This window comes from Solwaraspora sp. WMMB335, from assembly GCF_049179075.1.
Lineage (GTDB): Bacteria > Actinomycetota > Actinomycetes > Mycobacteriales > Micromonosporaceae > Micromonospora_E.
This window is the reverse complement of record NZ_JBMHMF010000001.1, coordinates 5,303,156-5,325,547: the sequence shown is the minus strand read 5'-3', so window position 1 is coordinate 5,325,547 and position 22,392 is coordinate 5,303,156. Positions and strand designations below refer to the sequence as shown.

The window sequence follows — 22,392 nt, the reverse complement described above, 5'->3', positions numbered from 1 at the left end:
TTTTCCGACCGGCCGCGCCCTACTGTCGGCTGAGACCAACGTTCGCGAGGAGGTCGTGGTGGCGGACCACGAGCCAGAAACTGCAGTACGGCGGGCACCCGGCGTCAGCCGCGGAGCGCGCGTCGCCGGCCGCCCCGCCAACGGCGGGCGAATGGTCCTCGTCCTGTTGTTCGCCACGATCGTGGCCGACGGGTACGACACCGCCTCGCTCAGCTTCGTGATCCCGGCCCTGTCGACGGAGTGGGGCCTGCACCCGTCCGGCTTCACCATGCCGCTCGTGGTGACGAACATCGGCGCGGTCATCGGCTACGTCTGCTGCCCCCGGCTCTCCGCCCGGTTCGGGCGGAGCAGGGTGATCTGGGCGTCGGTCCTGGTCTTCTCGGCCGGTGCGGTCGCGACCGTCACCGCCACCACGGTCACGACGTTGGGTGTCATCCGGTTCTTCACCGGGCTGGGCCTCGGCACCGTCCTGCCGTCGGTGGTCTCGCTGACGGCCGATCTGGTCTCGCCGAAGCGCCGCGATGCCGCTACGGTCCTCATCGTCCTCGGCATGGCCGTCGGCGCGGTGATCGGCGGAGTGACCGGTGGATCGGTCATCACGGGGTTGGGCTGGCGGGCCGTGTTCTGGATCCCGGCCGCGCTCGCCGGAGTCCTCGCCGTGCTGCTGTGGTGGCGCCTGCCCCGGGACGACGAATCGGGCAGAAGGCGTACGACCACCGCGGTGACGGTGAGCGCGCTGGTCGGAGCGGGACTCCGCACCCGCACCGCCCTTTTGTGGGCTTTCGCGTTCCTCGTCTTCGTCGTGAGCCAGACCTTGAACACCTGGCTGCCGACGCTGCTCGGCGAGTACGGATTCGCTCCCGACCGCGCGCCGCTCGGCACCGCCGCCTGGGGTCTCGGCGGGATCGTCGGTGGTGCGGTACTCGCGGGTGCCGCAACACGGTTCGGCACACCACACGTGCTCGTCGTGATGTGCGGGCTGGCTACGACGTTCCTGGTGCTGGTCGCGGTCGCCTCGCTCGCGGCCGGGGGCCTGCTTCTCGTGCTGGGGCTCGCCGGAGCCGGCGTCGCCGCAGGGCCCGCCGGGCAGTCGGCCCTGGCGATCGGCATGTACGACCGAGCCGTCCGCACGGCGGGCATCGCCTGGGCCGTGGCCCTCGGCCGGATCGGTTCGATCGTCGGTCCGGCGGTCGGTGGACTGCTGCTCTCGCTCGGGTCGTCGGGACGCATGATCCTCCTGCTCGCCGCTGGCCCGATGCTGCTCGCCGGCGTCATCGTCGTACTGCTGGCGCCTGTCGTTCGGATCGGCGGAATCCAGGATGCATTGCCGGACACGGCGACGCTTTCCCGTTCCTGACCTGTCGCGCCCCCGGTAGATCACGACCATTCTGTTTCCGCCTGTTTGGCACACCAGGGTGGGATGCCCGCTCTCGCAGTTTTCGAAACCTCTTGAGAAATTTGCATACTCACGAGTACCACCATCAGCGATGGGAGTGGTGATGACACGATCTGGATCAACGACAAGGAAGGCTCTTGTAATCGGATGTGGCGTCGCGGGTCCGGCAGTTGCTATCGCACTCCGCAGAATCGGATTGGACGTCGTGCTTCACGAGGCGTGGCCAGAGCCGGACGCATTGACGGGCGGCTGGTTGAACGTGATGCCGAACGGCCGCAGAGTACTGCACATGCTTGGCGTGACGACCCAACTCGATACCGAGTTCAGATGCGAACGAATTTCCTTCCGGGATCATCGCGGCAAGTACCTGGCGGAAATACCGACCCCCGGTGCGCTGTCCGTCCGGCGAGGATTCCTCCATCGGGTCCTGCGCGAGCGGGCCGCGCAGCAGGGGGTCCGCGTCAGGTTCGGCAAGCGCCTGATCGACGTCCACGACGCACCTGACTCGGTTACGGCCGAGTTCGCGGACCACACGTCGGATGAAGGAGATCTGCTCGTCGGCTGCGACGGGCTCCGCTCCCGGGTCAGGGAGAGCATCATGCCCGAGGCACCTCGATTCAGATACACGGGATTCATTTCCACCATCGGGTTCTGCCACACCACGTCGCACGCGCCGACGAACAGCGCGTTGGAGATGGCGTTCGGACTCCGTACGTCGATCCGGTATTTCATCCGTGAATCCGGCGAGGTATCGTGGGCGTGTGACGCCATCGTTCCGCCCGAGCCGGGACGTACCGAGCCCGCGGAGATCGCCGAGGAAGACTGGCGACAGCGGCTGATCGCCGATTTCGCCGGTGATTTCTCCCCGGCTGTCGAGTTCATCACCACCACGCCGACGATCACCCGCCACCCGATCTACCGACTGGGTGCTCTCGACGACTGGCATCGCGGTCGGGCATGTCTGGTGGGCGACGCCGCGCACGCCATCCCGCCACATGCGGGACAGGGCGCTTCAATGGCACTGGAGGACGCCGTGACGCTTGCCAAGTGCCTACGGGACGTCCCCGACACAGGCGCCGCGTTCGCGGCCTACCAGCGGATCCGTCAGCCGCGACAGGCCCGGGTGGCGGCCGCGGCGCGCGGCAACGGTCGTTCGCTCGGCGCCCGTAACCTGGTCGGCAGATGGATCCGCAGCCGAATGATCCCCATCGGGCTACGCCGGTCGGCCGCTGAGGCGCGGTGGATGAACGACTACGAGATCGACTGGGAGGAGCCGGTCATCGCCGGTTCCTGACCTGGTCCTGGCCCGACGACAGCGGGCAACCGGCGGGACGGCTCCCGAACTCTTCTCCGACCGAACGAGCGGAAGCCACTCTCGGCTATGGATGGGCGCTCGCACCGCCGCCCGTCCATGGCCGGCCGTCTCATGGCGTGAGTTGGAGGGCGTGCACGGTAAGCCGAATAAGCGCATCGCGAGCGCTGGCACGTTCCATGGCGTTGCAGTAGACGACCGGGTGGTTGGTCGAGAGGTCGGCGGCACGCGCGACGTCGGCCAACGGATACACCGGCCCATCGGGGAACTGGTTCACCGCGATGAGGAACGGTATCCGACGGCTCTCGAAGAAGTCGATCGCGGGAAACGCATCCGCCATCCGGCGCGTGTCCACCAGAACGATGCCACCGATCGCCCCGCGAACCAGTTCGTCCCACATGAACCAGAACCGGTCCTGACCGGGCGTGCCGAACAAATAGAGCATCACCCCGTCCGCGTCGAGAGTGATCCGGCCGAAGTCGAGCGCCACGGTGGTGGTGAGTTTGCCGCCGACACTCGCGGTGTCGTCGACGCCGACACTGGCCATGGTGAGCGGCGCTTCGGTGGTCAGCGGCGGAATCTCGCTGACGGACGTGACGAAGGTAGTTTTCCCGACGCCGAATCCGCCCGCGACGAGCACCTTGACTGCGATAGGCGCTGCTTCGTCAGAGCCGGACGAGCCCATTCAACACTCTTTCCAGTAGTTCACGGCTGGGTCTATCTGACTCCTGTGGCTGGTGTATCGAGACCAGCCCGGCACGGTGCAGATCATCGACCAGGACTTGCACCACCACCAGCGGCAGGTGCAGAAGTGCGCTGATCTCGGCGACGGAGTGGATCTGGCAGCAGAGCATCGCGATGTCCCGTGCCTCGGGCTCCAACGGGTGCTTGCTCCACAGTGCCTGCTGTCCCGAGCTCGTCGTGCGCACCAACGCGAGCATCACCAGCGGCGCTGCGGGGGCTATCCGACCGTTCGTCATCGCGTACGGTCGGACCAACGGTTCGGGTTCGTCGTCCCAACCGTCGGCGGCTGCTGGGCGGTCCACCGTGCCTCCTTCCTGTCCGGGGCGGAGGTCAGGTGATCACGGCGGCGCCAGCCCGCGCGCCTGGGGCGAAGAAGGCACCTGCCTGGCCGGACAGCACGGCCATCTCGAAGGCGATCTGGCCCACGTCGGCGGTGATCTCGGCAGACACCGCCAGACAGGCCGAGTTGTCCGGGCCCAGCGCGGTGATGAACAGATAGGCGGACTCCATCTCCATGATGGTCTTGCGCGAGTGCCCCCATCCGTGCTGCCGTGCCGCCCCCCGTGCCAAGCCGTTGACCGCCGCCGCCACGGCCGCCAGCTGGTCGGCGGCAGTCTGGTCGAGATCGCTCGAGCGGGCCAGCAGCAGCCCGTCGGCGCTGAGCACCACGGACGACCGCACGTCGGCGACTGATTGCCCGAATCTGTCCAACAGGTATGAGAGGTCGGCAGGCATCGGTCTATCTCCCGTTCTCGTTCGAGGACGCGTTGAGGCCGCGGGTGTAGCCGTTCATGAAGCCGGCCGCTAGGCGTCTGGCGTCCTCGGCGCTGGTAGCCGGGTCGCGGGTGGCCGGGGTAGGCGGGTTGGCCGCGCCCGTCAGCGTCTCCGGAGCGGTACGCAGTTGGTCAGCCAGGTGCGCGCCGCGGATCCGGTGTGGCAGGAGCGGCAGCTGACCGGCAGCCGGCGGCGCGCTCTCCGGGGCCCGAGTCCCGGTGCCGCTCACCACCGGGCCCGGCGGATAAGGATCCGGGACCACGGGCGGTACGAAGCCGTCCGGGGCGTTGACGGGCGTTCGGTCATCGACCCACGCCGGGTCAGTCTTGGGCAGTTCCGCCATCGTTTCCTGCGGATCCATCTCCAGCACGGACTGTCGAACGGTTCGCGGCGCTTCGAATGTGGCGCCAGCCGGCGAACCCATCGGCTCGGCCCGCCGGCCCCGCCGGTGTCGCCGTACGTCCGACCGGTCCCCGCCCCTGCTCCGCTGACTCGGCTGCGCCGCGACCGGGTGCGGGGCGGCGTCGAGTCCGTGCAACACACCGGATGGCAGGATGATGACGACGTGCACCCCGAAGTACAGCCCGCGCCGCATCTGTACCATGATCTTGTGGCGGGCCGCCAGGCGAGCGACCACCACCAGTCCGATCTGCCCGCCCCGCTCCGGCTCGAACGGCGGCGGCTCGGCCAGTCGCCCGTTGATCTGGGCGAGCGTCGCGTCATCCAGCCCGGCGCCACGGTCTTCGATGTCAATCGCCCATCCGTGTCCGACCTGGCCAGTTCGCACCTCCACCGGCGCCCCGGCCGGTGAGAAGGCGATCGCGTTCTCCAGTAGCTCGGCAAGGAGGTGAGTGAGGTCGCCCACCGCGCTGCCGACGATCCGGACCTCGCCACCGTCCGGGGCGATACGGATCCGGGTGTAGTCCTCCACCTCGGCGGTAGCCGCGCGAAGCACGTCCCGAAGGGCCGCGGCCTCCCGGCTCGATCGATGCGGCTGCTCGCCGGAAAGCACCAGCAGGCTTTCCGCGAGGCGGCGCATCCGCGTCGCCTGATGATCGATACCGAACAGCATCTCGACCATCTTCGGGTCCTCTTCCTCCCGCTCGGCCTCGGTGATCAATCTCAATTGCCGACGGGTCAAGCTGAGGCTGCGCCGGGCCAGCGTCCGCATGACATCCCCCGTGCTACGGACCGTCGCCATCTCGTACGTCGCGGTAATGGCCGCGCCATAGAGCGTGTTACATGCTTGCGCGACGTCACCGATCTCGTTGCGCGGCGGCCGGTCGAACACGGGCGGCTCCCCGCCGGGGTCGACGACGTTGCCCGCACGCAGCTTCGCGGTGACCTCGGGCAGCCGCTTCTCGGCCACTCGCAGGGCTCCGGCGCGCAGTTCCCGCATCGCCCGGACCAGACCGGCCGCGACCACCGCGGAGACCACGAGGGACACCGCCAGGGTGCCCGCGATCAGCAACGCCGACAACAACGCTCGCTGGTTGGCGGCGCTGGCCAGCCGGGCGGCGTTCTGCTCCAGGTCCGCGACGATTCGGGCCTCCACCACCCGTAATGCATCCTCCTTGGCCAAACTCGCCTCGGCCCACTCCGGGAACGAGACGGACTCCGCCTGGCCGTTGAGGACCCGGTCACGCAGGCCCGCCACCCGCTCCGCCGCGGATCCCACGGTCTGATCGAAGAACTCGATCTGATCGGGCAACGCTGTGGAACGGAACTGCTTGATCCAGGCCTGCTCGGCGCCGATCGCGGCCTGGACGCGAGTCTCGCTGCCCGGTATCACGTCGCCGAGGTTGACCGCAGCGGAGAGGTATCCGTACTGCTGGCTTGCCTGTTCGCTGGTCCAGGAGATCGCCGACAGCGCCGAGGCGATCCGGATCAGATCCGTGTCCTCGCTACCGACCCCGGTCAAGGACGCGCCGGCGTCCAGCCAGCTGTGGATCATGTTGGAGTAGGCGACCGTGCCCGGACCGGGCTGCAAGCTGCGCTCCGCCACCGAGGCGCGCAGGTCGGCAAGGCCGCTCATGTGGCCGCGGGCCGCCGTCACGGCGTCGGTGACACGGTCGCGGCTTTCGTCGGGCAGCGCCCGTGTCGACGCGGTGACCTGGGCGAACGCGTCATCGACCTTCGTCGCTGCGGCAGTAGCTTGATCCGCGAAACTGGTCACCCGGTAGCCGGATCCCACGAGGCTGGAGACCGCGTACCGTTCCTCCTGCAGCGCATGGATGAGTTCGTTCACGCTGACCAGCCAGGTGGCGGTGTCCCGAGTCTGTTCGCTGGAACGGGCCTGCGCGAGCTGGTCAGCCACCACCCAGAAGCCGGTCCCGGTCAAGGCGAGTAGCGGCAGGACCAGCACCAGGATCACCTGTGGCCGGATTGGCCAGTTTCGCACAACGCCACCTCTCGTCGGACGACCTGGACGCCCAACCGGGTGGGCGGTCCCGCACGCCCGGTCAGATGAAGATACAAGAAGCTACTTACTATATCCGCCGAGATCCACAACATAGCGGCCCCGCACACACCCGAGAAGGGCTGGGCGATGTCCCTTTCGGGACATCAGGTTGCGCTCAGGCTGTCCGGCCGTCCCACAGCCACCCGACGCGGACCGCCGCGGCACCCAGCGCGAACCGCGAACTCACACCCCACCGCGCGTAGAGCTTCTCAACGTCGCGCTTGACCGTCCGTACCGACACCCGCAGCTCGCGGGCGGCGCGAGCGTCGTCGTAGCCCCGGCCGAACAGCAACAGGAGGGCGTGCTGCCGCCGGGCGATCGCCGGCCCGTCGGTCGTGCTCCCGACCCCCCGCGCCAACGGCCCCTGCGTCACCCGGTTCACCAGGTGCGCCACCGCCGGAACGAGGGTGGGCGCAGCGATCGACAATCCGCCGCGACCGAGGCCGTCCTCGTACAGCGACAGCAGCGCGCCGCGGTCGCTGCTGGCTGTCATCTGGGACGAATTGCCGTCGGTCACCCGCAGACGGCCCAACACCGGCAGGTGTTCGCCACACTGAAGTTGGCGGATGCCGTGCCGGCCCGCCGCCGTCCAGCAGTTCGTCAGTTCGACGCCGTGCTCGCTCGCCAGGTCCAGCAGATGTGGGACGGCGGCACCCCGGCCGGGCGAGGATGGGCCGGTCAGCAGAAACCGGATGCGGTCCGCCGCCTGGGCAGCCGGTCGCGCGACAGGTGGATCTGCGAGTATCGGCTCGGTCACCCCCGGCAGGATCTCACTGCGGGAGAACCGTTCGACACCACTGGTCGTGCCGATACGCCGCTGGTCGATTTCGTGCTCGTCGAGAAGGCCGGAGCTGTACAGCCATGCCCGTTCAGCGGCTATCTCAGCGTGTTCGGCACTGAGCTTGGTCTGCCAGTCGGCGGGTACCGGCGCCAGCACCGCGACCGGGCCCTGCGGTTCCCACCGGTTCCCGACCTGGTGCAGCAGGCCGAGCTCGGCGAGGCGGCGCAACTCGACCTGGACGACCACCTCGGGCCGGTTCAGGCGTTCGGCGAGCCGGGAGAGGTCGGAGTGCGGGTGGCGGGCGACGGTGCGCCAGACCAGGTCAGAGAACTCGTCCAGATCGCTGAACGAGAGTTCGGATAGCCGCATGTTTTATCTCCGGTTACCCAGGTGGCCAGGTTCAGCCGATGGCGGTGACCCGGCGCGTAGCTCAGGCGGTTCTCGCGGATAGCTCCGCTCAGGCGCAGCCACGCGGCAGGACAAACAACAGGCTACAGAAGCGACTGGTGCGAGCTCAACAGCCCCGGCCGGTGGGACCGGCACCCCCGGCGACGCTGACCACGCAGGGTGAGGGCACCCGGTCTGTGTGACATCGATCTGGAGGCCAAGACCCTGACCGTCTGCGTCACCCGCATCATCGTCAAGGACCAGGTTCTCCACAGCACGCCGAAGTCGGCGCGCTCGAAGCGCACCCTTCCCTTGGACGACACCCTCGTCACGGCGCTACGCCGTCTCAAGTCCCGCCGCGCGCAGGAAAGGCTCAAGGCGGGCCGCGACTACCGGTCCTCGTGCCAGACCTGCAACGAGAGCCACGTCTTCGTGGACGAGGTCGGCGAGGAGGTGGATCCGGAGTCGTACTCCGACCGGTTCGAGGTCTTGGTGAGGCGGGCCGGGCTGCCATTGATCCGGCTGCACGACACCCGGCACACCTGCGGCACCCTGATGCACCTTCGGAACGTTCCCGCCGCCGTGATCTCGGCCTGGCTGGGCCACGCCAATGTGGCCTTCACGATGAAGACCTACGTGCACTCCCAGGACGAGGCGCTGAAGGCTGCGGGAGGCACGCTCGGGGCGGTGTACGGCACTACGGAGAAGGAGGCGGCAGCGGACGGCACGCAGCAGGACAACGTGACACGCGAACCCGATGTGAGAAAGTGTGAGAAAAACGGGCCGGAAGACGAATCAGCGGCCTAGTCGAAGATCGCTCGACCAGGCCGCTGACCTGCCGTTTCTTGGGGTGGAGCCGAGGGGACTCGAACCCCTGACCCCCACACTGCCAGTGTGGTGCGCTACCAGCTGCGCCACGGCCCCCGGTGTTACTCGGTCACCCGAGCACCCGCGCAATAGTACACACGCCGCCCCGCCCGGTCACCTCGCGGGGGTCAGTTCGACGAGACGTCGGCCGGGAAGTGAGCCACCGCGGCCATCATGCCGCCCTGACGGCGCAGCACCATCGGCCACAGGTCCTCGGGACGGGACATGAACGGGTCGTCCGGCAAACCGTCCAGCACGAACCACGATCCCGCGTTGATCTCGTCCTCCAACTGCCCGGCCGACCAGCCGGAGTAGCCGGCGAAGACCCGGATACCGGCGATCGATTCGGCGAGCGGGCCGGGATCAGTCGACAGGTCCACCGTGCCGAGCACCCCGGAGATGCGGTGGAAGCCCCTGACCCGACCGGATTGGGTGCGGGTACGGGCCAGGCAGATCGCCGACTCCGGCTGCACGGGGCCGCCCTCGAACAGCACGGACGGATCCCGGGCAAGATTGCTCCACCCGCCCAGCACCTCGGCGACCGGGACCTCGGTGGCCCGGTTGAGCACCACGCCGAGCGCACCGCCGGCTTCGTGAGCGACCAGCAGCACGACCGTACGGTCGAAGTTGGGGTCCTTGAGCGTGGGCGTCGCGACCAGCAGCTGACCGGTCATCGACGCCATCGACCGTCCCCCGATCCGCTGACCCTCACCGTGCACCTCGACCTCCGTGACCTGCGCGAGTCGCACGTCGCCGCCACGCCAGCCGGAAAGCCCGCAGGTTCGGAGGATCGCCCGCCACCACGGGTGCAGTGAACGCCATGTCTGGCACCATAGCTTGCTTGGCAATGCCCGGTTAAGGTCTAACGGCGCGGGCGTGGCAATGGTGTTTCCGGCCGCGGTTCCGACCACCCCGCCCGATTCCGGGGAGGACCTGATGCAGACGCAGGCAGAGCTGGCGGTGATCGGCGGCTCCGGGCTCTACGCGTTGCTGGACAACGCGGTGGAGCATCGTGTGGAGACCCCGTACGGCGAGCCGTCCGATGCGATCACGATCGCCGACGTGGGTGGCCGGCGGGTGGCGTTCCTGCCCCGGCACGGACGGGACCACCGGTACCCACCGCACCGGATCCCGTACCGGGCCAACATGTGGACGCTGCGGGCACTGGGCGTACGCCAGGTGCTGGCGCCGTGTGCGGTCGGCGGGTTACGGCCGGAGCTCGGTCCGGGCGCGTTCGTGGTGCCGGATCAGCTGATCGACCGGACCAGCGGCCGGACACAGACCTACTACGACAAGGGTGCGGTGCACGTCAGCTTCGCCGATCCGTACTGCCCGGTGGGTCGGTCGGTGTTGCTGAAGGTGGCCTCCGAACAGGGCCTGCAGCCACACGACGGCGGCGCGGTGGTGGTCGTCGAGGGGCCGCGTTTCTCCACCCGTGCCGAGTCACGTTGGTTCACCGCGATCGGCGGCGCGGTGGTGAACATGACGGGCCATCCCGAGGCGGTGCTCGCCCGGGAACTGGCCTTGTGCTACACCTCCATCGCGTTGGTCACCGACCATGATGCCGGTGTCGAGGGCGGAGAGTCGGTCACCCAGGAGGAGGTGTTCCGCGTGTTCGGCGAGAACACCTCCCGGTTGCGTACGCTGCTGCTCGCCGCGTTGGCGGGCTGGCCCGCGGACCGGGAGTGTGCCTGCGCCCGGTCACTCGACGGGATCACCCTGCCCTTCGAGTTGCCCTGACGGGGCCAGCACCAGTACCGCCGCGCTGATCCCGGCGACGTCGAGACACATCCGGATCCGCCGGGCGGTGGCGGCGTCCCCGGCGAGGATGACGGCCTCGCCGGGGGCCAGGCCGATCGGCTCGTCGGCCGGCACCAGGCCGGCACCGCTCGCGGCGGACACCGGTTCGCTGCCGACATCGGCCGCCACCAGGTCAGGAGAGCTGACGACGGGCCGACGTTGTCGCGGCAGCAGGCGCCCGAGCAGCCGGGACATGGTGGTGGCGTCGGCACCGGATTCCTGGTCCGGGCCGTACGGTTGCGGCATGGCTCAACCGGCCGCGGCGGCGACGAGGCGCAGTGGTCGGCCGGTGAGCGCGTCCAACACGGTACGTGCGGCGAGCGGCTCGCCGAGCGGCACCGTTACCGGATGCAGCAGCAACTGGTCCGTGCACACGTCGGCGGTCCGGATGACGGTACCGGTGACCACCACCGCGTCGGCGTACTCCTGGACCAGTGGGGTGATCTCGTCGTCGCAGGCGCCGACACCGAGCCGGATGCCGAGTTCGGTGTCGGCCACACCGGTGATGTCCTGGGCGGCGACGAAGTCGTCGAGACCGTCCGGCTGCGGGACCTGCGGGCTCGGCACCGGAGCCTGTTCCGACTCGACGACCGCGACCTGCGCGACCGGTGCCGCGAGTTCAGCGACCTGGAACAGCCAGGCGGGTACCTGCGCCGTGCCGCGGCTGGTGAGCACGTCGACCGAGCCGAGCGTGGCGCCGGTGACGGTGAGCACCTGGCACGAGGCGTTCTCGCCGGAGCTGACGCTGCCATCCGGCGTGTCACCGGCCGTGCCGCTCGGGTCGGTGCCAGCCGGGTCTGAGCCGGTCGAGCCGGAGCCAGTCGAGCCGGAGCCAGTCGAGCCGGAGCCGGGCAGGTCCGAGGGTGCCGGCTCGGGTCCGGGCCGACCCGATGGCTGCCCGGTCGACGGGCACTGTGGCGGGTCGCCCTGGCGCAGCGCGTCGTACGCCTCGGCGGCGCTGACCAGCGGCACGGTGAGCGTTCCGTCGGGGAAGGCGATGGTGCCGTCACCTGGTGACTGCTGCGGCAGCGTCACCTCGGTCAGATACCAGCCGGCGTGGAATGCCTGCTCGGTCTCTGGGGTGAACTCAGGGTCGGCAGGCAGCACGGTCGCGTTCTGCAGTGGCGCGTAGCCGGTCTGCCACTGCTGCTGCCCGGCCGCAGCTGTCCGCCACGCCGCGGCGACCTCGTCGGCGCGCTGTTGGAAGGCTTCCTGGCGTTCTTCGTCGGAGCGGCCAGGGCTGCCGGCACCGGAACCATCGGTACGGGCACAGCCGGCGATGAGGATCAGTGAGATGCCCAGCAGGGCGGTAAATCCGCGCATGTCGGGTCAGACGCGCCGGATCGCCGATTGGTTCCGGAGTCGACCACCGCTTCGACTACAGATAGTGAAGCCGGCCTCCCGCCATGGTGGCGGGAGGCCGGCTACGGGTGGAGGTGCCGGGAATCGAACCCGGGTCCTTCGGCGTCTTGCCAGGGCTTCTCCGAGCGCAGCTCGCTGTGCCTCTACTCGACCCCACCGATCACGCGAGCGAGTCGGTGTGACGGGCCCAGTCGCGTTTGATCTCGCCGCACGAACCCCGCGACCGGATTCGGTTGGCCAGCCCTCTTACTGATGCCGGTTACTGGGCCGAAGGCACTCCCAGACCGACAGACTCGCTACCCGCCTCAGGCGGCGAGAGCGAAGTCAGCGCGCTTAGAGTTGGCGCTTATTGGTTTCCGACGACCGATTCACGAGACGACGTCGGCTTCCTCGGCTCGCTTCCCCTGCCGTAACGTACGAAGTCGAAACCAGTCACCCCCTGGTGTGCGCCGACCGACGCTCGGCCGGATCTCCCGTCGACCGCGCTGCCGCCGGTCGACGTCATCCAATTCTAACGCCTGAGCCGACAACAATCATTCCGGTTGCCGGCATCCGGCGGGTTTCCTGGTCGGAAACTGGTGCAGGCCCGACCACTGACCACATAGGGGGATTTTGCCCGATATGTCGGCTTCGCGCCGCAGCGCTACCCGACTGCCCGGCACGCTCAACCCATCCCCTTGCCGCGTCGACCCATCACCCGCTGGATCTCCCGGTCGGCGTCCCGCTTGGCCAGGTCCTGCCGCTTGTCGTACGACTTCTTGCCGCGCGCCAGCGCCAGCTCCACCTTGGCCCAGCCGTCGGCGAAGTAGACCGACAGTGGCACCAGAGTCAGGCCGCCCTCCCGTAGCTTGCCGAGCAGCCGGTCGATCTCGGTGCGGTGCAGCAGCAGCTTGCGGGTGCGCCGGGGCTCGTGGTTGGTCCAGGTGCCCCGGTCGTACTCCGGGATGTGCATACCGTACAGGTAGATCTCGCCCTGCCGTTCCTGGGCGAACGCGTCCACCAGCGACGCTCGCCCGGCTCGCAACGACTTGACCTCGGTGCCGGTCAGCGCCATGCCGGCCTCGTACACGTCGGTGATCGTGTAGTCGTGTCGGGCCTTGCGATTCGAGGCGACGACCTTCCGCCCCTTTTCCCGCGGCATGCCTGACACCTCCCGGAAGAGTCTGAATGAGCCATCTGCCGATGGGCAGCCGCGCCATCCTACCGCGCACACGGTTGCCCGCCGGCACCAGTTTTCGGTGCCGGCGGGCAACCGCACCCGACAGCGGCAGACCCGCGACGGATCGGCGGCGTAGCAGTCAGACCCGCAGGTAGAAGCGCAGGGTCACCCAGGCGGTGACCGCGCTCACCAGGCCACCGACGCCGGCCATCAGCGGGAACATCAGCAGTACGCTGCTCCACTCGATCGGGGTGAGCAGCTCGGTGAGATCCCGCAGCGACCCGTCGAGCAGGAAGATCTTGCCCAGCACCAGGGCCCCGAAGCCGAGGACCGAACCGAGCAGTCCGGCCACGACCGCCTCCAGCACGAACGGCGCCTGGATGAACCAGTTGGAGGCGCCGACCAGCTTCATCACGGCGACCTCGCGTCGCTTGCTGTACGCGGCAACCTGGATGGTGTTACCGACCAGCAGCAACGCCGCGACCGCCATGATCGAGGCGGCGATCAGGGCCATGCTCTGCACCGAACCGAGAATGTTGAAGATCTTGTCGAGCAGCCGTCGCTGGTCGACGATCTCGTCGATGCCCTCGGTGCCGTTGTACTTGTCGAAGATCGCCTGGTACTCCTCGGGGTTGACCAGCTTGATCCGGAACGACTCCGGCAGCTGCTCCGGCTTGACCGAGTTGACCAGGTCGGGGGCGTCCTCGTAGAGGGTCCGGAACCGGGAGTACGCCTCTTCCTTGGACTCGTAGGTCACGGTGGCGATCAGCGGGTCGGCGTCCAGCGAGCTCTGCAGGCTGGTGCGCTGCTCCTCGGAGACGTCGGAGACCAGGAAGATGGACACCTCGATCTGGTCGTAGTAGAAGTTCTTCATCGAGTTGACCTGCAGGTACATCAGGCCGCTCGCGCCCAGCATGGTGAGCGACACCGCCATCGTGATGATCATGGCGATGCTCATGGTCACGTTGCGCCACAGCCCGACCATCACCTCGGACAGGACGTATTTCGCGCGCATCGGGTTCCTCTTCCGGATCTGCCGCAGAATGGTCGTTCTTGGTCACCACATGCTGGTTGTTTCGCTGCCCGGCGGCCGGCGGCCGGCCGAGGCAGCCGGGCGAGCTAGCCGTAGACGCCGCGGGCCTGGTCGCGGACGATCCGGCCGGCCTCGATCTCGATCACCCGGCGCCGCATCTGGTTCACGATGTTGGAGTCGTGCGTGACCATCACGACGGTCGTACCGGTGCGGTTGATGCGGTCCAGCAGGCGCATGATCTCGATCGACGTGTCCGGGTCCAGGTTTCCGGTCGGCTCGTCGGCGAGCAGGATCAGCGGCCGGTTCACGAACGCCCGGGCGACCGCGACCCGCTGCTGCTCGCCACCGGAGAGCTCGTGTGGGTAACGGTGCTCCTTGCCGCCGAGGCCGACCAGCTCCAGCACCTCGGGGACGACCCGGCGGGCGACCGCCTTGGTCTTGCCGATCACCTCGAGGGCGAAGGCGACGTTCTCGTACGCGGTGCGGTTGGGCAGCAGTCGGAAGTCCTGGAACACACAGCCGATGGAGCGCCGGAAGTTCGGGATCTTCCAGGACCGCATGGCGGTGACGTCCCTGCTGTTGACGACGACCTTGCCCTTGTTCGGGGTCACCTCGTGCAGCAGCAGCTTGATGATCGTGGACTTGCCGGAGCCGGACGGACCGATGAAGAAGACGAACTCGCCCTTCTCGATCGCGACCGACACGTTGTCCAGCGAGGGCCGGGACGCCTTCGGGTACGTCTTCGTCACTTGCTCAAGCGCAATCACGGGTGGTGAGTCTACGCGGTGTAACGGCTACGCCAAGTCCAGCCTGATGGGCGATGTCTCCTATGTCGGTAATGCGCGAGGTTTCGTACCAGCCAATCCCCGCCAAAGCTGAGAAATCATCCGTCCGGACCGGACGGGCACCACCCGAAATACTGGGGTCAGTCACAGCCTGTATATGAACCATGAAGACTAGAAGTAGTCACTTATGCGCTCTCGGTGTCCGACATCGCTCCCGCCGGTGCGCGGGCACCGTCACCGGTCAGGACTCGTCGGTGCCGAGTTCCCGCCGCTTGCGCCACCGGATGCCGGCTTCGATGAACGCGTCGAGGTCGCCGTCGAAGACCGACGTCGGGTTACCGGTCTCCTGCTCGGTGCGCAGGTCCTTGACCATCTGGTACGGGTGCAGCACGTACGAGCGCATCTGGTCGCCCCACGACCCGGCGGCATCGGTCTTCAGCCCGGCCAGCTTGGCCTGCTCCTCCTGCCGCTTGCGCTCCAGCAACCGGGCCTGCAGCACCCGCAACGCCGATGCCTTGTTCTGCAACTGCGACTTCTCGTTCTGGCAGGTGACCACGATGCCGGTGGGTACGTGCGTGATACGCACGGCCGAGTCGGTGGTGTTGACGCTCTGCCCCCCGGGTCCGGAAGACCGGTACACGTCGACCCGGATCTCGTTCTCCGGGATCTCGATGTGGTCCGTCTGCTCCACGACCGGCAGCACCTCGACACCGGCGAAGCTGGTCTGCCGCCGTCCCTGGTTGTCGAACGGGCTGATCCGCACCAAACGGTGCGTACCCGACTCAACACTCAAGGTGCCGTACGCGTACGGCGCCTTGACCGTGAAGGTGGCCGACTTGAGACCGGCCTCCTCCGCGTACGAGGTTTCGTAGACTTCCGTCGGATAGTTGTGCCGCTCAGCCCAGCGCAGATACATCCGCAGCAGCATCTCGGCGAAGTCGGCGGCGTCGACACCGCCGGCCCCGGCCCGGATGGCCACCAGCGCCTCCCGGGCGTCGTACTCCCCGGAAAGCAGCGTACGTACCTCAAGTTCCTCGATCGCCTTGTGCAACCCGGCCAGCTCGGTGCCGACTTCGGCGACCGTGCCCGCGTCCTCCTCTGCCTGAGCCATCTCCAGCAGCAAAGCCGCGTCGTCCAGCCGGGTACGCAACGACTCCAGCTTGGTGATCTCCGCGTTGGCGTACGACAGACGCGACGTGACCTCCTGCGCCCGGGCCTGGTCGTTCCAGAGGTCGGGGGCGGAGGCAGCCGCTTCCAGCTCGGCCTTGTCGCGGCGCAGTCGGTCGATGTCGACGACTGCCTCGATCCGGCGGAGCGTGGCGTCGAGATCTTTCAGCTGTTCGGTGTAGTCGGCGCTGGTCACAACCGACAAGAATACGTCGTGACTGCCGCAGGCCGAGCCGGGCCCGCAGCCAGCCCGGTGTGACCCCGATCAACCCGGTGTGACCCCCCGTCGGTCCGGCGCGGGCGCCCGCAGGCGGGCGCCCGCTCAGCCCACCGGTGCCGACTTGAGCCAGGACAGCGCGGCCTTGTGGTACGAAATGGCGAACTCCAGCGCGGCTGCCCCGAAGGTGTCACCATCCTTCTTCGCTTCGCGTGCCTGCTCGCGAGCGGCGGCCAGCGCCTCCGTGTGATGCTCGCTCGCGTCCGCGTAGACCTGCTTCAGTTGGTCCGCCGTCTGATGCTCGCCGAAGGCGACCCGCAACGCGATCGGATTGCGCACCGAGTCGCGGCCCGGCGCGTCGGACAGCCACTTGAGGAAGGCTCGCTTGCCGGCCGCCGTGATCGCGTACGGCTGACTCGACCGCGGGCCGGGTTTGCCGAGTCGGACGAGTCCCTGTTCGGCCAGGACCGGGAGTTCCCGGTAGACCTGACTACGGGTCATCGACCAGTACGCGCCCAGCCGGCGCTCGGCTGCGGCCATCAGTTGGCCGCCTGTCATGGGTCCCTCATGGAGCAGGCCCAGCAGGGCTGCTGCGGTAGGATTGATGCGTAGATCCGCCATGCCCTCTACGCTGCCACTTTGTCGCCTCTACGTCCAGGATTTCGCTCGATTCGCGACCATACGTGTTCTATTGTGCACTGTCTGTGGACGACAGTCTAGTGGGGAAGATCAATATTTCCCATCCGACCCCAAACCGGACAAACTCTATCGTACAAGTCGCAAGTGACCCGCTTGGCGCGGTTATTGTGGAATTTTCAAGCATGAAGTCTACTTCTTCTGACTAGTTCGGAGTGTCCGATCCGGCGGGGCCGACCGTCGGCCACAGTGGCAGCGGATCCCCGATCGCGGCACCCACTTCGGCTCCCGGATCAGCCGGAAGGGCGACGCCTGCCCCCGGATCGGCGGGCCACGAGGGCTCAACGGACACACCGGACCCGGCCGACCCGCTGGAACCACCGGGTCCGCTCGGTTCAGAGTGCCCGGTCGCCGGCCTGCCAGCGGCACCGGCACCGGGCGCGGCCGGAGATTCCGCGAGCCCGCCACCGGCCCGTCGGGGTGTCACCTCGCCGTCCGGGATGGCCGTCGCCGGGGAGACCGGGCGACCGTGCACCCCGCCCACCGAGCCGTCCACCCCACCCACCGGCGGGTCACCGGTCGGGCCGGCGGCCAGGGCAAGTCCTGTCACGACGGCGAGCAGCGCCAGGCCGCCCCCGGCCACCCCGCCGACCCCGAGCAGCCGCCGGGATGCCGGCCTGGGCGGCGGTGGCGGCTGTCGCCCGGGGCCGTCGGCCGGCGGCGCCGGCCGGGCGCCCACCGGCGCGACCGACCGGGTCGTCCCGCTCCTGGGCCACCAGGTGACCGCGTCCGGCGCCAGCGGCGGCGACGCCGGTAGACCGTCCAGTGCCGCTTCCAGTCCGCGCAGGCGGGCAGCCAGCACGCCGGCCTGCGGACGGGCCGCCGGATCGGCCGCCAGGCACTGCTCGATGATCGGCCAGACCGGGTGCGGCAACCCCGGGGGTGGCACCGCGACGCAGCGGCCGTGCCGGGCGAGCACCTCGTCGGCCGAGCCGCCGCGGAACGGACTGCGTCCACAGAGCAACTCGAACAGGACGATGCCCGACGCGTAGATGTCCGAGGCCGGAGTCGGCGGCTCGCCGGTGGCGACCTCCGGGGCGGTGTACTCGGGTGTGGCCAGTGTCGGTCGGCCCGGCATGTCGACCCCGACCAGCCGCGCCGCGCCGAAATCGATCAACTGGACGGGACCGCCGAGCGCCGGCACGAGCAGGTTCGCGGGCTTGACGTCGGCGTGCGCGATCTCGTTGTCGTGCAGGTAGGCGAGCGCGCCGGCAACCTGTCCGGCGATGCCGGCCGCCACCGACGGCGGCAGCGGACCCGCGCGACGGATCCGCTGCCGTAGATCCTCGCCGTCGATGAAGTCCAACACCAGCGCCGACCGGGAGCCGACCGTCGTACGGGCACGCAGCCGGATCACGTTCGGATGGTCCAGCCGCGACAGCACGGCACCCTCGGCGTCGAAGCCCTCCACCAGATCGGGCTGCTGGGCCGCGTCCGGCCGCAGCAGTTTCACCGCGACCGCGCTGCCGTCGCACAGATCGACCCCCCGGTACACCAGACCGGTCGCCCCTCTGGCGACCTGCGCACCGAGTTGGTACCGCCCGCAAGGTGACTGTCGCACCGTGTCCTGCTCGCCCACCCCGGTGACGGTAGGCCGTCGCGGATCGGCGGGGCCGGCACGCGACGGCGTTGGCACGAACCCGGGATCGCGGTCCGCCGAGGGCCCGCAGGCGGTCGGGCACCCGCCGGACCGCTACCGCGACCCCAGGTCCAGCTCGGCCCGGTCCGACATCGCACGCTCGGGCGCCGGCTGGTCGCCCGGTGGCCGGCCGGCCACCGGGCCATCGGCGGCCGCCCGCCCGGGCAGCGTACGGCCGAGACAGAGCAGCGCGGTGAACGCGCCCGCGAACACGACGACGAGCGCCGAATTGATCCGGGCGGCGTTGGCCAGGGCTTGGAACGTGTCGTCACTGTCGCTGAACGAGCGCGCCAGATCGAGTAGCTGCGCACCGCCGACCCGGGTGATCAGCTCGGCGATCAGCAACAGCAGTCCGGCGCCGCCCCCGGCGATCAGGTACGCCGGCCACGGCAACGGCCGGCCACTGCGGCGGACCGCCAGGTGCAGACGACCGAACGCCACCACACCGGCGAGCGCCCCGGCGAGCAGCGCCGCGGTCCAGGTGAGGCGGGACTGAGCGGCCAGGACCGACGCCGGCGTGTCACCGGCGCCGAACAAATCCAGCAGCGTTGCCGTGAACAGCTCACGCAGTGTCATCAGGACGGCCACGACGAGTGCGGCGGCGGCGACCGCACCGGCCAGCACACCGGCCCGCCGGTGCAGCCCGACGAGTGCGCCGCCGGTGACACCGCCGGCCAGCAACGCCCAGCCGAGGATCGCCACGGCCGATCCGCCGCGCCCGTCGCCGACGACCACGCCAGCCGCGGCACCGGCACCGACCAGCCCGCCGCAGGCGACGGTGACCACCGCCCGCAGCACCACGGCCGGTCCGAGCCACCGGTCGGCCGACCTACGGACCGCCTGGCTGACCGCCACCCCGGCGAGCAACGCCGCGAAGATCACCGCGGGCAGGCCGTACGCGGTCTCGGTCACCGCTAGCGCCCCGTCGGTGGACGCTCCGAGGGTAGCGAGTACGGACACGATCAGCAGCACCAGCCAGGCGACGCCACAGCCGGCCAGCGCAATGGCCGCGGCCACCGATCCGTCGGCCGCTGGTCTGCTGGTCATCGCGGCTAACCTCCTGGTCGTTTCGCACTGGTCCGGGCCTGCTAGCCCGCACCAGCGTACGCGGATCGCGGTACCGGACAGCGAGGCGTGCGACGATGGGACCGGGTCGGCCGTGGTAGCAGCCCCACCGGGCCCCCGGCTCGGCCCAGGGCACCCCGCCGACGTTGTCGAGATCACGCCAGGAGCATGTGATGGACGCCGTTTCCGCTATCCCCTCGCCGCGCAACGAACCGATCCGCGACTACGCACCCGGCAGTGCCGAGCAGGCGAGCCTGCGACGGCGGCTGTCGGAGCTGTCCACGACCCGGATCGAGTTGCCGATGACCATCGGCGGCCGGGTCCGGATGGCGGCCGGGGCACCGATCGAGGTCGTGCTGCCGCACCGGCACCACCACGTACTCGGGATCACCGGCAACGCCGAACCGGCCGACGCCGAAGCGGCGGTGGCGGCGGCCCGGCAGGCGGCTCCCGGGTGGCGCGGACTGCCGTACGCCGAGCGGGCGGCGATCTTCCTGCGCGCCGCCGACCTGCTCGCCGGTCCGTGGCGGGACACCCTGAACGCCGCCACCATGCTCGGCCAATCCAAGACGGCCTACCAGGCCGAGATCGACTCCGCCTGCGAGCTGATCGACTTCCTGCGCTTCAACGTGGCCTTCGGCCATCAGGTACTGGCCGAGCAGCCGCAGTCGTCGCCCGGGGTGTGGAACCGGTTCGACCACCGGCCGTTGGAAGGCTTCGTCTACGCGATCACTCCGTTCAACTTCACGGCGATCGCCGGCAACCTGCCGTCGGCACCGGCCCTGATGGGCAACACGGTGGTCTGGAAGCCGTCGCCGACCCAACAGTTCGCCGCGCACTTCACCATGCGTCTGTTCGAAGCCGCCGGGCTACCGCCCGGAGTGATCAACATGGTTACCGGCGACGGGCTGGCCGTCTCCGAGGTAGCGCTGGCCGACCGCGACCTGGCCGGCATCCATTTCACCGGATCGACCCGGGTCTTCCAACATCTGTGGCGCACCGTCGGGGAGAACATCGGGCGCTACCGCACGTACCCGCGGCTGATCGGCGAGACCGGCGGCAAGGACTTCGTGGTCGCGCATCCCAGTGCCGAGCCCGACGCGCTGCACACCGCGCTGGTGCGGGGCGCGTACGAATACCAGGGGCAGAAGTGCTCGGCGGCGTCACGGGCCTACCTGCCCAGGTCGTTGTGGTCGGGCGGGCTGTGCGACCGGCTGGTCGCCACGGTCGACTCGCTGCGCTACGGCGACGTGGCCGATTTCACCAATTTCGGCGGGGCGGTGATCGACGGCCGGGCGTTCGCCCGGCACGCCGCCGTGCTCGACCGGATCAAGAACGACCCCTCGTGCCAGGTACTGGCCGGCGGTGAGATCGACGACAGCGAGGGATGGTTCGTCCGGCCGACCCTGGTGACCTGTACCGATCCGGGGCATGAGGTGTTCACCACGGAGTACTTCGGCCCGATCCTGGCCGTGTCGGTCTATGACGACGACCAGTTCTGGGAGGTGCTGGCGCAGGCGGAGGAGGTCGCCGCGTACGCGCTGACCGGTTCGCTGTTCGCCACCGATCGTCGGATCATCGAGGAGGCCGGCCGGGTGCTGCGGTACGCCGCCGGAAACTTCTACGTCAACGACAAGCCGACCGGGGCGGTCGTCGGTCAGCAGCCGTTCGGCGGTGGCCGTGCCAGCGGCACCAACGACAAGGCCGGCTCCTGGCACAATCTGCTGCGCTGGACGTCGCCGCGGACGATCAAGGAGACGTTCGTACCGCCGATCGACTACCGCTATCCGCACATGGGCTGACCGCCGGACCGTTACCGGTTCACAGCAGCAGATCCAGCTCGGACACGTCGTACCAGGCGAGTTCGTGGTCCTCGGCCCCGTCGACGACGAACTGGGCATCCGGATCACCGGCTGCGGCGTCCAGGACGGCCGCCGCGGCCACTGCCACGTCGTCGGCCGCGGCGTCGCTGTCGACGTGGATCGCCACGACCGAGGCGAAGGCGATCGGTCCGACCAGGGTGATGGTGCTCGAGCCGAGCTCGGCCACGGAGCGCTTCACCGCCTCCGGTGGCAGGTCGACCGAGACGACGACCCGTCGCCGAGGAGCGGCGGGGTCGTCGTGGAGCAGGCGGAGCGCGTCCTGCGCGGCACGTGTGAACGCCACGTACTCCAGCTCCTCCTCGTCGCCCTCGACGTACCACTCGCGCAGCGCGCCGGTGACCATGTGCGCGGTGTCGGCGGCGAGTTGACCGGTATCGCGCAGCCCGGCCAGTGCCGGCAGGGTGGCCGGAACGTAGACCCGGAGTTGGTTGCTAGGCACGTCTCCCCCGCAGTGTCGTCGATGAGCAATGTACGCCGCCGGCAGGTCCACGCGGGCCGCGATGGCACACTGAACCGACCGACGTAGACGAGCCGGGAGTCACCGTGGAGCCGAGGTTCCTGCAGTTGTCCGACGTCGCCGCCGAACTCAACGTATCCGACTCGCAGGTCTACCACATGGTCCGCAGTGGCGAGTTGCCCGCGATCAAGATCGGCGGACGCGGACAATGGCGGGTGGAGCGTGCCCAGCTGGAGGAGTACATCCAGCGTAAATATGCCGAAACCGCCGAGTGGGTGCAGAGCAACCCGCTGCTCGACCGCGAGCCCGACTGACCGTCTCGCCGCCTTCCTGCTCCGTGCCGGCGCCGTCCAGGCAAGGCTGACACCGTCCAGTATTGACGGACGCGACTTCCTGCGGTCAAATTG

At 69.0% G+C, this 22,392-nt stretch carries 22 protein-coding genes, 1 tRNA gene and 1 other RNA gene; 6 read left to right on the top strand and 18 right to left on the bottom strand.

Annotation, left to right across the window (positions count from 1 at the left end; translation table 11 throughout):
• Positions 1–58: 58 nt before the first annotated feature.
• Positions 59–1,357, top strand: a complete 1,299-nt coding sequence (locus tag ACN27F_RS23240; RefSeq protein WP_421436840.1) for an MFS transporter — start codon at positions 59–61, stop codon at positions 1,355–1,357.
• 130 nt (positions 1,358–1,487) lie between these two features.
• The gene (locus ACN27F_RS23235) at positions 1,488–2,690 is read left to right on the top strand and encodes an FAD-dependent oxidoreductase (RefSeq protein ID WP_421440411.1); all 1,203 of its coding nucleotides are present in this window, start codon (positions 1,488–1,490) and stop codon (positions 2,688–2,690) included.
• Between the two features lie 130 nt (positions 2,691–2,820).
• Here ACN27F_RS23235 and ACN27F_RS23230 read toward each other — a convergent pair whose 3' ends face one another.
• The 5 genes from ACN27F_RS23230 to ACN27F_RS23210 form a co-directional block, all read right to left on the bottom strand.
• Positions 2,821–3,393 (bottom strand): GTP-binding protein, encoded by a 573-nt coding sequence (locus tag ACN27F_RS23230; protein WP_421436837.1) that lies wholly within the window; start codon positions 3,391–3,393, stop codon positions 2,821–2,823.
• Entirely contained in the window at positions 3,374–3,754 is a 381-nt protein-coding gene (locus tag ACN27F_RS23225) for a DUF742 domain-containing protein (protein WP_421436836.1), read from the bottom strand. Before ACN27F_RS23225 ends, ACN27F_RS23230 begins: the two co-directional genes overlap by 20 nt.
• 28 nt (positions 3,755–3,782) lie before the next feature.
• On the bottom strand, positions 3,783–4,187 hold the full coding sequence (locus ACN27F_RS23220; RefSeq protein WP_421436834.1) for a roadblock/LC7 domain-containing protein: 405 nt from the start codon (positions 4,185–4,187) through the stop codon (positions 3,783–3,785).
• Between the two features lie 4 nt (positions 4,188–4,191).
• Positions 4,192–6,627, bottom strand: coding sequence for a nitrate- and nitrite sensing domain-containing protein (locus tag ACN27F_RS23215; protein ID WP_421436832.1), 2,436 nt, complete (start codon positions 6,625–6,627; stop codon positions 4,192–4,194).
• A gap of 175 nt (positions 6,628–6,802) precedes the next feature.
• Positions 6,803–7,837, bottom strand: coding sequence for a helix-turn-helix transcriptional regulator (locus ACN27F_RS23210; RefSeq protein WP_421436830.1), 1,035 nt, complete (start codon positions 7,835–7,837; stop codon positions 6,803–6,805).
• A gap of 198 nt (positions 7,838–8,035) precedes the next feature.
• On the opposite strand from ACN27F_RS23210, the gene ACN27F_RS23205 reads away from it, so the two are divergent.
• Complete coding sequence (locus tag ACN27F_RS23205) at positions 8,036–8,662, top strand: site-specific integrase (RefSeq protein ID WP_421436828.1); 627 nt, start codon at positions 8,036–8,038, stop codon at positions 8,660–8,662.
• Between the two features lie 44 nt (positions 8,663–8,706).
• Here ACN27F_RS23205 and ACN27F_RS23200 read toward each other — a convergent pair.
• Together ACN27F_RS23200 and ACN27F_RS23195 are read right to left on the bottom strand one after the other, a co-directional pair.
• Positions 8,707–8,779 (bottom strand) — tRNA-Ala (locus ACN27F_RS23200).
• Between the two features lie 71 nt (positions 8,780–8,850).
• On the bottom strand, positions 8,851–9,405 hold the full coding sequence (locus ACN27F_RS23195) for a YqgE/AlgH family protein (protein WP_421440409.1): 555 nt from the start codon (positions 9,403–9,405) through the stop codon (positions 8,851–8,853).
• A gap of 253 nt (positions 9,406–9,658) precedes the next feature.
• On the opposite strand from ACN27F_RS23195, the gene ACN27F_RS23190 reads away from it, so the two are divergent.
• Positions 9,659–10,462, top strand: coding sequence for an S-methyl-5'-thioadenosine phosphorylase (locus ACN27F_RS23190; RefSeq protein ID WP_421436825.1), 804 nt, complete (start codon positions 9,659–9,661; stop codon positions 10,460–10,462).
• Here the strand turns inward: ACN27F_RS23190 and ACN27F_RS23185 are convergent.
• The 10 genes from ACN27F_RS23185 to ACN27F_RS23140 form a co-directional block, all read right to left on the bottom strand.
• Positions 10,424–10,768 carry a hypothetical protein gene (locus tag ACN27F_RS23185; RefSeq protein ID WP_421436822.1) on the bottom strand — a complete coding sequence of 115 codons (345 nt, stop codon included), beginning with the start codon at positions 10,766–10,768 and terminating at the stop codon, positions 10,424–10,426. The genes ACN27F_RS23190 and ACN27F_RS23185 overlap by 39 nt on opposite strands.
• Positions 10,769–10,771: 3 nt before the next feature.
• Positions 10,772–11,845, bottom strand: a complete 1,074-nt coding sequence (locus ACN27F_RS23180) for a hypothetical protein (RefSeq protein ID WP_421436821.1) — start codon at positions 11,843–11,845, stop codon at positions 10,772–10,774.
• A gap of 105 nt (positions 11,846–11,950) precedes the next feature.
• Positions 11,951–12,324: a transfer-messenger RNA gene (ssrA, locus tag ACN27F_RS23175) on the bottom strand.
• Positions 12,325–12,548: 224 nt separating this feature from the next.
• Complete coding sequence (smpB, locus tag ACN27F_RS23170; protein WP_421436818.1) at positions 12,549–13,025, bottom strand: SsrA-binding protein SmpB; 477 nt, start codon at positions 13,023–13,025, stop codon at positions 12,549–12,551.
• A gap of 157 nt (positions 13,026–13,182) precedes the next feature.
• Entirely contained in the window at positions 13,183–14,058 is an 876-nt protein-coding gene (ftsX, locus tag ACN27F_RS23165; protein WP_421436815.1) for a permease-like cell division protein FtsX, read from the bottom strand.
• Positions 14,059–14,162: 104 nt separating this feature from the next.
• Positions 14,163–14,843, bottom strand: coding sequence for a cell division ATP-binding protein FtsE (ftsE, locus tag ACN27F_RS23160; RefSeq protein WP_421436812.1), 681 nt, complete (start codon positions 14,841–14,843; stop codon positions 14,163–14,165).
• 259 nt (positions 14,844–15,102) lie between these two features.
• Positions 15,103–16,224, bottom strand: a complete 1,122-nt coding sequence (gene prfB, locus ACN27F_RS23155; RefSeq protein WP_421436810.1) for a peptide chain release factor 2 — start codon at positions 16,222–16,224, stop codon at positions 15,103–15,105.
• A 126-nt stretch (positions 16,225–16,350) separates the two neighbouring features.
• A complete protein-coding gene (locus ACN27F_RS23150) occupies positions 16,351–16,866 on the bottom strand; it encodes a PadR family transcriptional regulator (protein WP_421436807.1) in 516 nt (171 codons plus the stop codon).
• A 220-nt stretch (positions 16,867–17,086) separates the two neighbouring features.
• Positions 17,087–18,520 carry a serine/threonine-protein kinase gene (locus tag ACN27F_RS23145; RefSeq protein WP_421436804.1) on the bottom strand — a complete coding sequence of 478 codons (1,434 nt, stop codon included), beginning with the start codon at positions 18,518–18,520 and terminating at the stop codon, positions 17,087–17,089.
• Between the two features lie 114 nt (positions 18,521–18,634).
• Positions 18,635–19,627: a hypothetical protein gene (locus tag ACN27F_RS23140; RefSeq protein WP_421436801.1), complete on the bottom strand. Its 993-nt coding sequence runs from the start codon at positions 19,625–19,627 to the stop codon at positions 18,635–18,637.
• Positions 19,628–19,818: 191 nt separating this feature from the next.
• Between ACN27F_RS23140 and pruA the strand changes: the two genes are divergently transcribed.
• Positions 19,819–21,447 (top strand): L-glutamate gamma-semialdehyde dehydrogenase, encoded by a 1,629-nt coding sequence (gene pruA / locus ACN27F_RS23135; protein WP_421436798.1) that lies wholly within the window; start codon positions 19,819–19,821, stop codon positions 21,445–21,447.
• Between the two features lie 19 nt (positions 21,448–21,466).
• Here the strand turns inward: pruA and ACN27F_RS23130 are convergent, their stop codons facing one another.
• A complete protein-coding gene (locus tag ACN27F_RS23130; RefSeq protein ID WP_421436797.1) occupies positions 21,467–21,967 on the bottom strand; it encodes a DUF6912 family protein in 501 nt (166 codons plus the stop codon).
• Positions 21,968–22,071: 104 nt separating this feature from the next.
• Between ACN27F_RS23130 and ACN27F_RS23125 the strand changes: the two genes are divergently transcribed.
• Entirely contained in the window at positions 22,072–22,299 is a 228-nt protein-coding gene (locus tag ACN27F_RS23125; protein ID WP_421436795.1) for a helix-turn-helix transcriptional regulator, read from the top strand.
• The last annotated feature ends 93 nt before the right edge of the window (positions 22,300–22,392 follow it).